Raw genomic sequence first — 14789 nt, 5'->3', positions numbered from 1 at the left:
GCCGGGGAAAGGGCTGCCAGGCGACGGGTCCTTCACGGAGCCGCGGGGATTGTCGGTGGCGGCTGGCAGAGTGGACGCCGTGGCTCAACCGCTCAAAGAGATGATCAACGCGGAGTCCGTGTCCGTGCTGGCCGACGGGCTGGCCGCCGCGTGGGCGCCGTTCCCCCGGCGCCGCTTCACCGAACGGGCTCTGGCCGGGCTCGGCGGGCTGGAGCTCAAAGACCGCGTCAGGCACGTCGCCGCGGCCCTGCACGAGGCCCTGCCGCTGCCCTATCCGCAGGTGGCCGGGATCGTGCGCGAGAGCGCCTCGCGGGCGGCGCTCGACATGTGGAGCGGCTGGCCGGCCACCGACCACACGGCTGCGCAAGGGCTCGACCACCTGGAGTCGGCCATGGGCACGCTGGCCGTGCTCACGCCGTACTCGACGGGCGAGTTCGCCGTGCGGCCCTATCTGGAGCGCTACCGGGAGGACGCGCTCAAGATCATGTACGGCTGGGCGGAGTCGCCTGACGAGCATCTGCGCCGCCTGGCCTCGGAGGGGTCGCGCCCGCGGCTGCCCTGGGGCTCCCGGGTGCGCTGGCTGATGACGCCGGGGCCGACGCTGTCCCTCCTCGACCGGCTGCGCGACGACCCGAGCGAATACGTCCGCCGCTCGGTCGCCAACCACGTCAACGACCTGGCCAAGGACCATCCCGAGGTCGCCCTGGAGCTGCTGTCCCGCTGGCGTTCCGACGGCGGCTCCCACGTGGAGGCCGTGCTGCGCCACGCGGTGCGCGGGCTGCTGCGCTCGGGCCATCCCGAGGCGCTGCGGCTGGTGGGCGCCACTCCGGGCAGCGGCTCGGTCGAGGTGCTGGCCCTGGAGTCCGACACGGTGGCCGTCGGCGGGAAGCTGTCCTTCGCCGTCACGGTCACGGCCGGTGCGCCGGGGCCGGTGCTGCTGAAGTACGCCATCCGGCGAGCGGGCTCGCGGCGGGTGTTCCATATGGGCCGGCGCGAGGCGGCGGCTGCGGGGGCGGCGTTCACCGTGCGGAAGAGCCACTCCTTCCGCCCGGTCACCACGCGCGACGAGCCGCCCGGCGCGAGGGAGCTCGAGGTGATCGTCAACGGCAGGGCCGCGGCGAGCGCGACGTTCACGCTGGTGGCGCCGTGAGCGTGGATCTGCTCCGCGTCGAGCTGGGCGTCATCTGGCGGCTCGACGAGCGGGGCAGGCTGCCGGGGCCGGAGGACTTGGTGATCGGCGTGGCGGCCGACGGCATGACCGCGGCGGCGTCCGGGCGCGTGCCCGACGCACTCGTCGCGCGGCTGCTCGATCTGGTCTCCCAGGGCGTCCCGTCGCCTCCGGGCCGCCCGCCGGACGTCCTCGAGCGGTGCCGCGCGCTCCTGGGCGGCGGGCCGGCTGTGTCCGGAGGGCCGAGCTACCTGGTGGACCCGCCGGTCCGCTTCGACGTGCCGGCCGAGGTCCTCAGGTCGGACGATCCGGCACACGCGGAGCGCGTACGCCCTCTGCGGACGTCGGACTGGACTTCTGACGAATGGGACGCGCTTGTCGGCGGTGGCGAGGGGGCGCCGTGGGCGATGATCGTCGAGGACGGGCAGGTGGCCGCCATCTGCCACAGCGCGCGCCTGACCCCCGAGGGCGCCGAGGCGGGCACCTGGACGTCGCCCGCCTTCCGCGGCCGCGGATACGCGGCGGCGACCACCGCCGCGTGGGCCGGCCTGCTGCCGGGCATCCCCCTCTTCTACAGCACCAGCGCCGGCAACCACTCCTCCCAGCGGGTGGCCGGGCGGCTCGGGCTCCGCCCGATCGGCTGGCTCTGGAAGCTCACGCCCTGACGCCGCCACCGGCGTGGAGCACCTCCCTCTCCCATCGGTCGCGAGGCTGGGTGTGCAGGCGCCAGTAGTGCTCGGCGATGTCGTCCGGGTCGAAATCCGTGCCCGGCGCGACGGGCCCGGCCACGGTGACACTGGCCACGTGCACACCCGATTGCCCGTACTCCTGGTCGAGCAGCTCCACCAGCGTCCGCACACCCGCCTTGCCGAGCGACAGGCTGACGTACCCCGCCTTGGGCTCGGGCATCCCGCCGGTGATGAGGAACGACCCACTGCCGCGCCGGGCCATCGCGGGCGCCACGTGCGCTGCCGCGACCAGCGCGCCGACCACGTTCACCGCCCAGGCGTCCAGCTGGACCCTCGCGCTCGCCTCGCCCGGCGCGTCGGGCCGGATGATCGCCGCGTTGTAGACCACGACGTCCGGCGTGCCGAGCTCGGCGGAGGCCGCGTCGAGTGCGGCGCGCAGCCGCTCCTCATCGGCGACGTCGGCCTCGTACGCGAGCGCCCCGTCCAGATCGAGTGTCGTGCCGCCGCGCGAGATCAGGGCGACAGGCAGCCCCTCCCGCGCGAACCGGTGGGCGACGGACCGGCCGATCCCCGGCCCCGCTCCGATGATCACAGCTCCAGGCATCATCGGCTCCTTTCCGTTGTTGTGATCGGAAGTTAAGGCGTCACATCGATGTGAAGGTCAAGGAGCACATGAGGATCGGAGACCTGGCCCACCGGACCGGGGTGAGCAGGCGGCTGCTGCGTTACTACGAGGAGCAGGGGCTGCTGCGGCCGGTGCGGCTGCCCAACGGCTACCGCGAGTACGGCGAGCCGGACGTCGCCGCGGTCCGCCACATCCGCGCGATGCTCGCCGCCGGCCTGCCCACGACGGTCATCGCCCGCCTGCTGGACTGCGTCCACGACGACGGGGGCGAGATGGTGCCGACGGCCTGCCCGGGCATGGTGAGCAACCTGCGTAAGGAGCACCGGCGCATCACCGAGACGATCGAACGTCTCCAGACGTCGCAGCGCGCCCTCGACGCCATGCTCGCCGCCGTCCGGTCAGGGACGTAGGCCGGTCAGGGACGTAGGCCGGTCAGGGACGTAGGCCGGTCAGGGACGTAGGCCGGTCGCCGCCTCGCCCGTGCCCGGGTCGTACGGGTAGGAGACGTGCTGGTGGATCATCACCCACGCCCCGTTCCGCCGCTCGAACACCCGGGTCCCGCGTGACCAGGTCTCGGCGGACCCGCCGACGAGGACCCGGTTGAGACCCCAGGCGACCGCGAGGTCCTCCCTGGCCAGGATCTTCAGGTCGGGCACGTCGAAGCGGACGTCGGGGTCCTCATCGAGGCCGCGTGCGCAGACCTCCCGCACCGCCTCGACGCCGACGTGCCGCAGCGGCGCGTCGTGCTCGTACGAGACGACGTCGTCGGCGATGGCGGCCATCATGCCGTCCAGGTCCTTGGCGGCGGTGCCCGCGTACCAGCGCTCGTGCACCCGCCGCACCTCCCGCACGGCCTCGTCCTCGTCGGCGATCGGGAACGAGTGGTGCTCGTGCGCGACGACCCACCGGCCGCCCTCCTTGCGCAGCCCGAGCGTCAGCCGCAGCCGGCGGTCGTCACCGGGCATGCCGCACCGCAGCAGGGCATGGGCGAAGGCGACGTCGTCACCGGCGACGACCTCCAGGGACTCGATCTCGAACGCCGCCCCCTGCGCCTGCCATTCGAAGAACGGCGGCCAGGTCTTCTCGTACGCCTCGATGCCGCGGACGTTCTGCGGCACGTCGTACATCACGATGTCCGCGGCGTGGCCGGCGAGCACCGTGCCGAGGTCACCGCGGTGCACCGCCTCGGCCCAGTGCTCGATCAGGTCGCGGATCTGCTCTTCGTTCGCAGGCATGGACGGGTGTCCTTCCGGGTCGATACTTCCGTTCCGGACGTACAACCCGGGCCGAGCCGGAAAGTCATCGCAACTCAGCGGGTAGCCCGAACTCCGCGAAATCCGCGTCCAGGAACGACACCACCTCCGCCACCCGGCCGTCCCGCACCACGAGCAGGTCCAGGCCCGCGGGGACGTAGGCGTTCCCGTCCCACATGTACGTGCCGAACGCCAGCTGCCCGTTGGCCCGGGCTGGCAGGAGCCGCCAGCGACGCTTGAGCGGCCCCTCGAGGAGGAAGGCGCGGATGCCGTCGTGGCCCGCGTACCAGGCGGTGAGCGGCGGCATCGAGTATTTCGCGTCCTGCGTCAGCAAGGCCACGATGGCCTCCACGTCACCGGCCTCCCAGGCGGCCGCGCACCTGCGGGCGAGCTCCCGCCGCCCCGTCTCGCCCAGGTCGTCGAGGGCCCGCCGCCGGCTGTCCGCCGGGAGCACCTCGGCGAGGCTCTTCCGCGCCCGCTGCAGGGCGCTGTTGACCGCCGGGACCGTGGTGTCGAGCAGGTCGGCGGCCTCGCGGGCGGCGTACCCGAGCACGTCGCGCAGCAGCAGCGCGGCCCGCTGGAGGGCCGGCAGGCGCTGCAGCGCCGCCACGAACGCCAGCTCCACGCTCTCACGCGCCACCACCCGCGCCTCGGGGCCCAGCTCCGCCGTCCACGACATGAGCCGGTCCGGGTACGGCTCGAGCCAGGCCACCTCGGCGCTGCCCGGGTCTAGGGCGGTGGGCAGCTCGCGGCGGCCGCGGCGCTCGATGAGGGTCAGCGCCCGGTTCGTCGCGATCTTGTACAGCCACGGCCTGATCGACCCGCGGTCCTCGAACCGCTCCAGGCCCCGCCACGCCCGGTCCAGCGTCTCCTGAACGGCGTCCTCAGCATCGTGTACGGACCCCAGCATCCGGTAGCAGTGGGCGCGCAGCTCGTCGCGCAGCGGGCCCACCAACCGCCCGAACGCCCCGTGGTCGCCGCCACGCGCCGCGGCCAGCAACTCCGCCGCCGGCACTTCGCCGCTCTCCGCCATCGCCCCACGCTACAGCGGGTCGCCGCCGCGCCGGTCTCGTACGCCGGCACCGCGATCTGCGCGGGGTGAGGTTGGCGTGGATGCGACCGATGTGGCTCTTGACGGTCGCCTCCGAGAGCGTCCGCTCCAGCGACGCCTGCAGAGGTCCCTGGCGGGCACTACCGACCTGAGGATGATCCCTGAGCCTTCAGGCCTGCGCCGGAAGCCTGGTTTGGACGCCCTGACGTGACGCGTTGGCTCTCATGTTCAAAGCAGGAGCGTCAAGCCTCCGATCGTGTAGCAGACCATCAGGACGAACAGCGGGATCTGGCCCGCGACCGCGCGGGCCGGCGGCAGGAGGCGGACGGAGCGGTCGTGGGCGGCCACCACGCCGACGACGTGACCGATCACGATGGCCAGCACCTGGACGGTGGCGATGGTCGCGGCTTCTATGGCGTTCGGGTCGGCCTTGGCGTCCAGGCCCAGAGCCATGAGGATGCCGTGCCGTCCCTCGATGACCAGGAGCGAGAAGTAGTGGGCGATGAGGTAGCCGGTGGCGATGGGCACCAGCGAGTGGGCGAAGCGGGCGGTCAGCCCCCTGGCACCGCCGATCAGCCCGGCCGCGCCGAGGCAGGCGGCGTACAGGACGGCCACGCCCGCGACGGCCGCCAGCAGGCCGAGCGTGCCCAGCCCCGTGCGGCCCAGCGGGCCTGACTGCAGTGCGCCCACCCAGGCCGGGGTCGTGGAGAAGCCGTCGTAGGCGGTGCCGCCGAGCAGGACGCAGACGGTGACGACCAGGCCGGGGGCGGGCTCGATGGCGTCGAGGCCGTCGAAGGGACTGCGGAGGACGCGGTCGCCGTTCGCCCTCCTGCCGAGTGGTGACAGGTGGCCGATCAGGGTGGAGTACACCTCGAACGGGTCGCCCCGCTCCAGCCAGGCGTGGCCGTACACGAGGGTGCCGGTGAGCTGGGCGGCGCCGTACAGGGTGAGGAAGATCAGCAGGGTGACGGGGGCGGACGGCTCGGGGGCGACCAGCTCCATCCAGGTGAAAGCGAGCAGTCCCGCGGCGGCCGGCCAGTAGCCGAGCCGCGGCGGGAGCGGGCGGCGGGGCCGGTCGGGCAGCAACCGGAACGGGCTCACCTCCCGCCACACCGGGCCGAACAGCAGCGACGCCGGGACCAGCCCCACCCAGAAGAGCACGTACACCAGGTACGGCCCCGCGTTCGGTTCGGCTGGGCCGGCGACGAGCCAGCCGAGCGTGTAGAGGGCGACGAGGAGCGCCAGAACGCGGGCGGGGCGGGCGGGCAGGCGTAACGGGATCAGCCTGCCCGCGCGGTCGCCGCGGAAGCGGGAGTCGGCCCAGAGGAGACCGAGCGCCAGGAACGACACGACGAGCGCCGCGAACGCGCCCGCGTAGGCGTAGAAGAGCGGGATCGGCAGGTCACTGCGCGAGCCCACGCCATGCGCGAGCACCCCTGCCGCGGGGCCACCGCCACGGAGCAGACCCGCCACCGGGCCGCCACCCTCCAACGCACCCACCACCGGGCCACCGCCACGGAGCGGACCCGCCATCCCCCAACCGTCGCCGCCGTGGAGTGCGGCGGCCGCCGGCTCCGGCAGGAGCCTCATCGGACCGCCAGTTGCGTGAGGACCAGCTTGCTCTTGTGGGTCTCCACCTCGAACACGCCGGTCAGGTCCGCCGTGAACCGCACCGTCGCAGGCACCCCCGGCCGCAGCTCGGCCTCGATGTCGTAGCCGTGCACGTGCAGCTCGTCGGCCACGTCGCTGGTGACCGTGATGCTGACCTGCCGCCCCTTGGCCACCTCCAGCCAGCCCGGCGGCGGGCTCACCTGGCCGTGAGCGATGGTGATCTCGGCGTCCGCGCGGCCGCTCGGCGCCGCCGTCGCGACCTCATGGCTGTTGCCCGGATTGTGGTGGGTCTCCGACAACGGCCCGCACGCCGCGACGAGCCAGCCCGCCAGCACGCACCCCAGCACCCGTACGGGCGCGCCTGCCCGCACCTTGAGTGCGCGAACCGGCACGCCTCCGCCCGCTTCGAGAACCCGACGCGTCACGCGCGCACCTCGGCCTCGGCAGGCGTCTCCTCCACGGTACGGTCGCGCCTCGGCGCCAGCGCCACGACCGCGCACAACACCCAGAGCCCGGTCACCAGCCCCCGGACCCACCCGGGCCCCAGCGGGACGACCGGGATGAGGTGCACCATCCGGTCGAAGGCGTCAGCGCAGGCCAGCACCCCCACCACGATCGTGAGCCACCCGAACGCCGGCCGCTTCGCCCGCAAGGCCGCCCCCAGGCACAGCCACCACGCCCCCATGAGCAGCAGCGCGACCCCGGCCTGCATCGTGCTGTCCACGGCCGCCGCCACCACGTCGAGCACGAGCCCGGCGACGCCGGCCACGGTCCCGGCCATGACCAGCCGGTGGCGTCGCAGGATGATCGCCGTCACCGCGGGCGCCACGCCGTTCCCCGACGGCTCTCCGCCGCTGTGCCGCACGGCCCCGGAGCGCGATATCTCCGAGCCGAAGCGGAACCTTGCCACCGAGCCCGACCGCGATCTCTCCGAGCGCGGCCTCGTCACCCAGCCGAAGCGGAACCCTGCCGCCGAGCCTGAGCGCGATCTCTCCGAGGCGGAGCGTGGCTTCGTCGCAGAGCCGCGGCGAGAACTCGTCGAGGAGCCGGGCCGGTACGCCGCGCCCGAGCGGCCGGCTCCGCTGTGCCGTAGCGCGCCCCGCCGCGAGCGCCACCAGAACAGCCCCAGCAGCAACCCCAGCACCGCCGATCCTCCCAGCGCGAGCTGCGTCTCCACCTTGCCGAACCCTGACGCGCCGAACCAGTCGCATCCGGCGGGCAGCCGGGCATCCGAGGCGCTGAAGTCCGCGCACAGGTACAGCTTGGCGAGCTTCACGGGCTCGGCCAGCAGGCGGTTCGCCCCGCCCGACAGCGCCGGCGCCGCGGCGGCGCAGACCGGCAGCACGGCGGGCGACGACACGCCGGTGTCACCCTGCCAGCAGTTGCCCGTGCCCTGCCCGTCCCACCACACGTCCAGCCCGTTCGGCCGCCGCTCCCCCGCGGGGCCGACGCCGAAGACGTTCCCCTCGTAGCGGTTGTAGTCGGACGTGTCGGCCTGCTTGGCCAGGTCGTTCTCACCCCTGATGAACGCGGGCACCCCGAACAGCTGGAACGCCGCCCGCCGGTGGCCCCAGACCCGGTTGTTCCTGAAGATGTTGTAGTTGCCCCCCGCGACCAGGATTCCCGTTCCCGGCGGCGCACCCACCTGCGAGCACACCACGCCCCGCTCGTAGCCGCGCTCGGCCGGCGGCTTGGCGCAGGTGCCGTCGCGCGTGTACCGGTAGTAGTCACGGTTGTTGTCGTAGATCTTGTTGTTCTCGAACTTGGCGTGGTTCTGCGGCAGACCGGGGTGCGAGGGCCAGAGGCTGTCCATCGTGGCGCCGACCATGTTGTTGTAGAACTCGTTGTCGTGCACCCACATCGAGTCGCCCGCGGTGCCCGAGTAGCCGAGCGCGTTGTCGTGGCTCTTGCAGCGGCGGATCTCGATGGCGTACCTGGGGACGTCGTGGCCGCGGCCGTTGTTGAGGTTGGAGGCGCTGCCCGGGTAGAGGCCGCCGTCGCCGTTCCCGTACGCCTCGCAGTCGGTGTAGAGGCCGTGGTCGCTGGCGAAGGTGAGGAAGCCGTACTCATCGTTCCAGCGGGTGAGCACGCGGTCGATGACGAAACCGTCGGTTTCGAGCACGTACAGGGAGTTGAATGTAGTGCGCTGCGCGGTGAAGTTCCGGAAGTAGATGCCGTCGGTACGGTCTGCGCGGATGGCGTTGAGCTTGCGGTATTCCGCGTCGATCACGACGTCCAGGGGGTCCGCGCCGGTGCCCTCGATCTGCAGGTCCTTCTTGTCGAGGATGGCGACGAGGTTCTGGTTGTGGGGGCACTGCTGCTGTTGCTCGAAAGAGAGGATTTGGTAGCCCCACTTGGACCAGCGGGCCGGGAGGGCGGTGCAGGCGCCGGCGGGGGCGGGCTGGCTGGGTTCCTCCCGATAGAGTCCGGGGAGGATGGCGATCGTCATTCCGGGGCGGTTGACCTGGTCAACGGCCTCCTGGAGGTGTCGCACCCCTTTTTGCTGACATTTTGCGAAAAGGTCGAGGTTGCGGGCTTTCAGCCCCACCGGAAATTTCGCGATTCGACGCTCGAAGTCGACCTTGTCTGTCTTGCACACCAGCAGGTCGGGCTCCCCCGAACGCATTGCCGGCACCGCACCCGTACCGTCAGGAAGCGTCACGGGACGCTCCTCATGGGCGAATGCGGCGCCGCCGGATAACAGAAGAGCCGAGGTGAGCACGACGATTGTCGTGAATGTTCGCATTGGGGGCATGGCCGCGAGATTAGAGCAATGCTCACGTTCTGCCTAGGTCAGAACGATCTTCCCCACACGCCCCTGCTGCTTCAAGCCCGGGCCTTCGCCGAGAACCGCGGTGACCGGGCTGCTACGGGTGAGCCCGACGGAGGCGGCGCTCCGCACACCTCCGCCGGGGGTTCATCAGCCCCGCCCATGGGACGTTCCGTCGAAACGACGGCCGTCAAGCGCGATCTCCCATCACGCGCCCGCCGCCGCCAGAAGCCGGACCGGCCGCCTTGCGCAGGCGGCCGTGCGCACGATCAGCCCCCAGCACACGTCCGCCCCGCCGCAAGCCGGACCGGCCGCTTCGCGCGGACCAGCCCGCGCCGGGGAGCCGGACACATGCCTGCGTAGCCTCGGGGCCGGGGAAGCCGCCGTTAAGAGGCCATCCCCGCCAGGGCCGCGTCCACGACGCGTTCGGCGAGGTCCGGGGCCAGGTCGCCGGCCGGGCCCCACTTGGTGTGCCAGAGCATGGCGCCCTGGAGGATGGCCATGCACATGGAGACTTCCAGGTCGGGGCGGAGCTCGCCGGTGGCGATGCCGCGCTCGATCAGGGCGCGCATCGCCTTCCTACGGGGTTCGACGGCCCGCTTGACGAACCGTGCCATCATCTCCGGGTAGCGGTCGGCCTCGCTCATCGCGATGTTCATGACGCAGCGGCTGCGGGGCTCGCCCGACTCCTTGCGCATCGCGTCGAGCAGGCTGATCAGGTCGTCGCGCACCGACGTGCCGGTGAGCGGCGGCAGCGGCGCCTTGAGCGTGGCGAGGGCGTCGACGATCAGGTCCTCCTTGTTGGACCAGCGCCGGTAGATGGTCGTCTTGCCGACGCCCGCCCTCGACGCGATCGCCTCGATGGACAGCTCGGAGACTCCCATGCCCTCGCCGATCAGGTCGAGGGTCGCCTCGATGATCGCCTTTTCGGCCTTCTCGCTACGCGGACGACCCGCCGGGCGGGCAGTCCCCGATTCCTGGATCGTCATCGCGGGGCCTCACACTACCGCTGGTGCCTTCTGTTCCACCTGCTGAACCGGGCGTGCCTTGCCCGGCATCCACCTTGCCACGATCACGACACCGAGCAAGGCGATCACTGCCGAGACTAGCGCCGTGACATGCATGCCGTCGATGAAGGCGGCGAACGCCGGCTTGATCAGCGCGTGGCCGTTGTCACCGAGCGCCTGGACGACACCCATCGTCTGCACGATCGACTCGCCGGCGGTGTGCTGGACGTTCGCGGGCAGCCCGGCCAGCGCGGGCGTCATCTCGCTGCGGTAGTTCGACGACAGGACCGAGCCGAGCACGGCGACGCCGAGCGCACCGGCCACCTGGCGGACGGTGTTGCTCATGGCCGAGCCGACGCCGGCCTTCTCCCTGGGCAGCGACTCCATGATGGCGGTGGTCGCGGGCGGCATGATGTTGGCCATCGCGGCGCCCTGGACGAAGAAGACGATCTCGATCAGCACGATCGGCGTGTCCTGCTCCATGAACGCGTAGCTGGCCAGGGCGGCCGTCACCACGATCATGCTCACGGTGGCCGACAGCTTGGCGCCGAACCGCTCGTTCACGCGCTGGCTGAGCGGCGCGAAGATGAGCTGCGCGGCGGCGAACGGGATCATCAGCGCCCCCGCCTGCACCGGCGAGAACCCCAGCACGATCTGCAGGTAGAAGGTCAGGAAGAACATCCCGCCCATCATCGCGAAGAAGACCATGCCCATCATGCCGATGGCCGAGCTGAATCGGACGTTGCCGAAGTTGCGCACGTCGAAGATGGGGTGGTCGATGCGCCGTTCCCACCACACGAACACGCCGAGCACCACCAGCCCGAGCAGCGTGGGCACCAGCACCTCGGCGCTGGCCACGGTGCCCAGGTAGCCGCCGCGGATGATGCCGTACACCACGGCCACCAGCCCGATGATGGACAGCACCACGCCGAACGGGTCCAGCTTGGACGGCTTCGGGTCACGCGACTCGGGCACGAGGGTGGCGATGAGGATCATGGCGATGATCACGATCGGCACGTTGATCAGGAAGACCGAGCCCCACCAGAAGTGCTGGATCAGCAGGCCGCCCGTGATCGGTCCGACCGCCACCGCGAGCCCCACACCACCGGCCCAAATGCCGATCGCCTTGCCTCGCTCGCCGGGCGGGAAGACGTTGGAGATGATCGCCAGCGTCGCCGGCATGATCGCCGCGGCGCCGATGCCCATCGCCGCCCTCGCCAGGATCAGCTGCATCGGATCCTGGGAGTAGGCGCTGGCGAGCGAGGCCAGACCGAACATCGCCATGCCGATGAACAACATCCGCTTGCGCCCTGTTCGGTCGCCGATCACTCCGAACGTGAACAGCAAACCGGCGAACACGAGCGTGTAGGAGTTGATCGCCCACTCCAGCTCGCTCTGCGTCGCCCCCAAACCGACCGTCTTGTCGGCGATGGTCTTCATCGCCACGTTGAGGATGGTGTTGTCCAGCACGACGGCCAGCAGGCTGAACACCAGCACGCCGAGGATCCCCCAGCGGCGTGGATGACCCAGTCTCGGGTCCACGACTGTGTCGCTCATGGAAGCGTTCCTTAATTTCGATACGTCTGAGTTTCGCAACGACACCGTATCGCAATCTATTCCGATACGCAACGGTCCCGTTTCGTAAACCCTGGGTAAACTCTGACCAACACCGCCGAGACGGCCGTTTATGCCCCTGTCACCACCGGCGGCCCCGCCTCGACAGCACCCCGTCCGGCCAGCGCATTCACGCCGTCCGCTGCTCCGCGCCGCCCGTCGGGTCGCGTCGCGGCAAGCCACCCGCCGGCGCACCGCCCGCCCCGGCCCTGGCTCAGCCGCCCTCGGCCCGACGCCCCGTGCCGGGCCCTTGGCTCGGACGCTCTTGGCTCATCCGCCCAAAGCCCAGCCCCCTGGCTGGTCCGCCCCAACCCTCCGGGCCTGGTTCAGCCGCCCCGTCCCGGGCCTTTAGCTCGGCCGCCCTTGCTCGGCCGCACCTGGCCCGTGCCTCTGGCTCGGCTTCCCCCGGCCACGCCGTCTGCCCAGACTGGCCCCGCGCCGTCCGCCGCGGTCCCCTTCCGCCGACCGCCTCCAACGACGCCCAGCCGAAGTCCGGCCTGCACCTCCGGCGAGGCGCCGCGTGCGGCTGGCCTGTGCCCCGCACCCGTCGCACCGTTGCATCCGCCGCACCGGAAGCACCGAGCACCGAGCACCGAGCACCGAGCACCGAGCACCGAGCACCGAGCAAGCGTCGATGGCGCCTCAGCCCGCTGCCAAGTGCTCCGCCCCTGGTGGGCCGTCACCCGCGCTCAACGTGTGGACAACGTGCCCGTAGCTCACCCCGTGGAGGGTGAAGCGGTCGCCGGTTCGATGCCCGTCACCGCCCCTTCCTCCTCGAGTGGCACGGTAGGAGCCTCAGGCGGGCGGCGGGACCAGAACGGGGCGGCGACGAGCACCATGCCCATGCCCACGAGGCCCGCGATCACGAACCCCCACGCCGGTCCGCTCCCGTCGATCACGGCCCCCACGATGGGAGCCGCGGTCGCGCCGCCGATCAGCAGGGCCGTGCCGTGGAAGCCCATCGCCTCGCCTCTCGCCCCGGCGGGCACCCACCGGGAGAGCACGTCGACCGAGGACGACAACGACGGCGCGCAGAGCAGACCGGCCGGAACGAGCGCCAGGACCAGCCACTGCCAGCCGCCCCCCACCAGCCCCACCGGGATGGTGAGCAGGCCCATGGAGGCGATGAGCGCCAGGGGCGAGAAGCCACGCGACAGGCCACCGTACACGAAGCCGCCGATGAGAGAGTAAACACACCAGACGGCCACGGCGAGACCCACCCACTCGGTCTGCCCGGCCTTATTGATGGTCGCGACCAGCGACAGCTCGGTCGCCGTGAGCACGAACGTGGCCGCCGCGGTCGTGCCGAGCAGCGCCGCGAACCCGGACGTGATCCACTGCCGCCGCGGCACCTTCGTCGCGTTCGCCTCCAGCTCTTCGGCCGACCGGGTGGGCGGGTTGAGCGCGATCAGGCCCAGGCCGGCGGCCGCCGTGCCGGCCCCGATGACGGTCATCGTCACCCCGCTGCCGAACGCCGTCAGCCCCGCCACCGCGAGCGCGGGACCCACCATGTACGACAGCTCGACCAGCATCGAGTCGAGCGCGAACGCGCTGCGCCGCTGGCCCATCGGAACCAGTGCGGCCAGGCACTGCCTGGCCACGCTGAAGACGGGCAGCGCCAGCAGCCCGGCCAGCGCCGCCGCCCCCACCAGGACGGGGAACGGCAGCGCCCACGCGCACGCCCAGAACGCCGCCTGCGCCACAGTCGTGATGATGAGCACGGGACGAAGGCCGTGCTTGTCGACGAACCTTCCCGACAACGGCGACCCGATCGCCATGCCGATCGTGTTGGCCATGGTGATCAGACCGGCCTTGCCGTATCCCAGGTCGAGCACCACGGCGACGTGCAGGGTCAGCGTCATGCCCATGGCTGTGGATGGAACCCGCGCAAGCAGCCCCACCAACAGTAACGCGGGGACGCCCGGGATCTTGAGCAGTCGTCGGTAAGGGTCGAGAGCCATGTCGTTTTCAACCTCCGCGCTGATTCTGGCAAGAGGTACCGACAGTTTCGCCACGGGTTTTTCGCCGCGTGACAGCGCGTGACATCATCGAAAGGAGTCCGGGGACGCCGCTGGGGCGCCTCGAGACGTTTTCTGGAGGGTTCAACTCATGTCCTCTTCAACCACGCTGTACGGGGGCGCGTCCGGGCGCCGGGTCACCGTCCGCGACCTCACCGCCGCCAAGGAGCGCGGAGAGCGGTGGCCCATGGTCACCGCCTACGACGCGATGACGGCCAGGGTGTTCGACGACGCCGGCATTCCCGTCCTGCTGGTGGGCGACTCGGCGGCCATGGTCGTCTACGGGTACGACTCCACGCTGCCCGTCACGGTCGACGACCTCCTGCCCCTCACGGCGGCCGTCGTACGTGGCTCGTCACGGGCCCTCGTGGTCGCGGACCTGCCGTTCGGGTCGTACCAGTCCTCGCCCCAGCAGGCGCTGGAGTCGGCGGCGCGCTTCATGAAGGAGGCGGGGGCGCACGCGGTCAAACTCGAGGGCGGCCGGCGCATCCTGCCCCAGGTGGAGGCGCTGGTCTCAGCCGGGGTCCCGGTCATGGCCCACCTCGGGCTCACCCCCCAGTCGGTGAACGTCCTGGGCGGCTACCGCGTCCAGGGGCGGGGGCAGTCGGGCGACGAGCTCATGGCGGACGCGAAGGACCTGGAGCGGGCGGGGGCGTTCTCGGTGGTGCTGGAGTGCGTGCCGTCCGACCTGGCGCAACGGGTGACGGCGTCGCTGGCGATCCCGACCATCGGCATCGGGGCGGGTGCCGGGACGGACGCGCAGGTCCTTGTGTGGCAGGACATGATGGGGCTCACGCCGCGACCGGCCCGCTTCGTCAAGCGGTACGCGGATCTGGCCGAAGAGATGGACCGCGCCGTCCGCGCCTTCGCCACCGACGTGGCCTCGGGCGTCTTCCCCGCTCCGGAGCACACCTACAGCTGAGGGGGTCGGGTCCGGGGCGGCCCAGGGCTGGATCCGGCCGCGCGCCACCGCGGTCGTGCGC

At 71.5% G+C, this 14789-nt stretch carries 13 protein-coding genes; 4 read left to right on the top strand and 9 right to left on the bottom strand.

Annotation, left to right across the window (positions count from 1 at the left end):
* The first annotated feature begins 79 nt into the window (after positions 1-79).
* Together ACQPWU_RS18260 and ACQPWU_RS18255 are read left to right on the top strand one after the other, a co-directional pair.
* A complete protein-coding gene (locus tag ACQPWU_RS18260) occupies positions 80-1150 on the top strand; it encodes a hypothetical protein (RefSeq protein WP_433441532.1) in 1071 nt (356 codons plus the stop codon).
* Positions 1147-1833 carry a GNAT family N-acetyltransferase gene (locus tag ACQPWU_RS18255; RefSeq protein ID WP_433441530.1) on the top strand — a complete coding sequence of 229 codons (687 nt, stop codon included), beginning with the start codon at positions 1147-1149 and terminating at the stop codon, positions 1831-1833. Before ACQPWU_RS18260 ends, ACQPWU_RS18255 begins: the two co-directional genes overlap by 4 nt.
* On the opposite strand, the gene ACQPWU_RS18250 is transcribed toward ACQPWU_RS18255, so the two are convergent.
* Entirely contained in the window at positions 1823-2464 is a 642-nt protein-coding gene (locus ACQPWU_RS18250) for an SDR family NAD(P)-dependent oxidoreductase (protein ID WP_433441528.1), read from the bottom strand. The two genes, ACQPWU_RS18255 and ACQPWU_RS18250, sit on opposite strands and share 11 nt — an antisense overlap.
* A gap of 65 nt (positions 2465-2529) precedes the next feature.
* Here ACQPWU_RS18250 and ACQPWU_RS18245 point away from each other — a divergent pair, with 65 nt between their 5' ends.
* Positions 2530-2892 carry a MerR family transcriptional regulator gene (locus ACQPWU_RS18245; protein WP_433441526.1) on the top strand — a complete coding sequence of 121 codons (363 nt, stop codon included), beginning with the start codon at positions 2530-2532 and terminating at the stop codon, positions 2890-2892.
* 39 nt (positions 2893-2931) lie between these two features.
* On the opposite strand, the gene ACQPWU_RS18240 is transcribed toward ACQPWU_RS18245, so the two are convergent.
* The 8 genes from ACQPWU_RS18240 to ACQPWU_RS18205 form a co-directional block, all read right to left on the bottom strand.
* On the bottom strand, positions 2932-3717 hold the full coding sequence (locus ACQPWU_RS18240) for a YybH family protein (RefSeq protein WP_433441524.1): 786 nt from the start codon (positions 3715-3717) through the stop codon (positions 2932-2934).
* Positions 3718-3781: 64 nt separating this feature from the next.
* Complete coding sequence (locus ACQPWU_RS18235; RefSeq protein ID WP_433441522.1) at positions 3782-4768, bottom strand: sigma-70 family RNA polymerase sigma factor; 987 nt, start codon at positions 4766-4768, stop codon at positions 3782-3784.
* Positions 4769-5014: 246 nt separating this feature from the next.
* On the bottom strand, positions 5015-6376 hold the full coding sequence (locus ACQPWU_RS18230; protein ID WP_433441520.1) for a hypothetical protein: 1362 nt from the start codon (positions 6374-6376) through the stop codon (positions 5015-5017).
* Positions 6373-6822 (bottom strand): hypothetical protein, encoded by a 450-nt coding sequence (locus ACQPWU_RS18225; RefSeq protein ID WP_433441518.1) that lies wholly within the window; start codon positions 6820-6822, stop codon positions 6373-6375. The genes ACQPWU_RS18230 and ACQPWU_RS18225 overlap by 4 nt, the downstream gene beginning before the upstream one ends.
* Positions 6819-9059 (bottom strand): right-handed parallel beta-helix repeat-containing protein, encoded by a 2241-nt coding sequence (locus ACQPWU_RS18220; RefSeq protein ID WP_433441516.1) that lies wholly within the window; start codon positions 9057-9059, stop codon positions 6819-6821. The genes ACQPWU_RS18225 and ACQPWU_RS18220 overlap by 4 nt, the downstream gene beginning before the upstream one ends.
* A gap of 494 nt (positions 9060-9553) precedes the next feature.
* Positions 9554-10156, bottom strand: coding sequence for a TetR/AcrR family transcriptional regulator (locus ACQPWU_RS18215; RefSeq protein ID WP_433441514.1), 603 nt, complete (start codon positions 10154-10156; stop codon positions 9554-9556).
* A gap of 9 nt (positions 10157-10165) precedes the next feature.
* On the bottom strand, positions 10166-11731 hold the full coding sequence (locus tag ACQPWU_RS18210; RefSeq protein ID WP_433441512.1) for an MFS transporter: 1566 nt from the start codon (positions 11729-11731) through the stop codon (positions 10166-10168).
* A gap of 773 nt (positions 11732-12504) precedes the next feature.
* A complete protein-coding gene (locus tag ACQPWU_RS18205) occupies positions 12505-13749 on the bottom strand; it encodes an MFS transporter (protein ID WP_433441510.1) in 1245 nt (414 codons plus the stop codon).
* A 148-nt stretch (positions 13750-13897) separates the two neighbouring features.
* On the opposite strand from ACQPWU_RS18205, the gene panB reads away from it, so the two are divergent.
* Positions 13898-14728, top strand: coding sequence for a 3-methyl-2-oxobutanoate hydroxymethyltransferase (panB, locus tag ACQPWU_RS18200; protein WP_433441508.1), 831 nt, complete (start codon positions 13898-13900; stop codon positions 14726-14728).
* Positions 14729-14789 lie beyond the last annotated feature (61 nt).

It is taken from the genome of Nonomuraea sp. CA-141351, from assembly GCF_050944675.1.
Classification (GTDB): Bacteria; Actinomycetota; Actinomycetes; order Streptosporangiales; family Streptosporangiaceae; genus Nonomuraea.
The sequence above is the reverse complement of the archived record's forward strand: the minus strand, read 5'-3'. Positions and strand labels throughout refer to the sequence as shown.

What these genes read in the sequence shown, in the direction of transcription:
- ACQPWU_RS18250 (WP_433441528.1), bottom strand. Translation starts at nt 2,464, where the DNA reads ATGATGCCTGGAGCTGTGATCATCGGAGCGGGGCCGGGGATCGGCCGG.
- ACQPWU_RS18245 (WP_433441526.1), top strand. Translation starts at nt 2,530, where the DNA reads ATGAGGATCGGAGACCTGGCCCACCGGACCGGGGTGAGCAGGCGGCTG.
- ACQPWU_RS18240 (WP_433441524.1), bottom strand. Translation starts at nt 3,717, where the DNA reads ATGCCTGCGAACGAAGAGCAGATCCGCGACCTGATCGAGCACTGGGCC.
- ACQPWU_RS18235 (WP_433441522.1), bottom strand. Translation starts at nt 4,768, where the DNA reads ATGGCGGAGAGCGGCGAAGTGCCGGCGGCGGAGTTGCTGGCCGCGGCG.
- ACQPWU_RS18230 (WP_433441520.1), bottom strand. Translation starts at nt 6,376, where the DNA reads ATGAGGCTCCTGCCGGAGCCGGCGGCCGCCGCACTCCACGGCGGCGAC.
- ACQPWU_RS18215 (WP_433441514.1), bottom strand. Translation starts at nt 10,156, where the DNA reads ATGACGATCCAGGAATCGGGGACTGCCCGCCCGGCGGGTCGTCCGCGT.
- ACQPWU_RS18210 (WP_433441512.1), bottom strand. Translation starts at nt 11,731, where the DNA reads ATGAGCGACACAGTCGTGGACCCGAGACTGGGTCATCCACGCCGCTGG.
- ACQPWU_RS18205 (WP_433441510.1), bottom strand. Translation starts at nt 13,749, where the DNA reads ATGGCTCTCGACCCTTACCGACGACTGCTCAAGATCCCGGGCGTCCCC.
- panB (WP_433441508.1), top strand. Translation starts at nt 13,898, where the DNA reads ATGTCCTCTTCAACCACGCTGTACGGGGGCGCGTCCGGGCGCCGGGTC.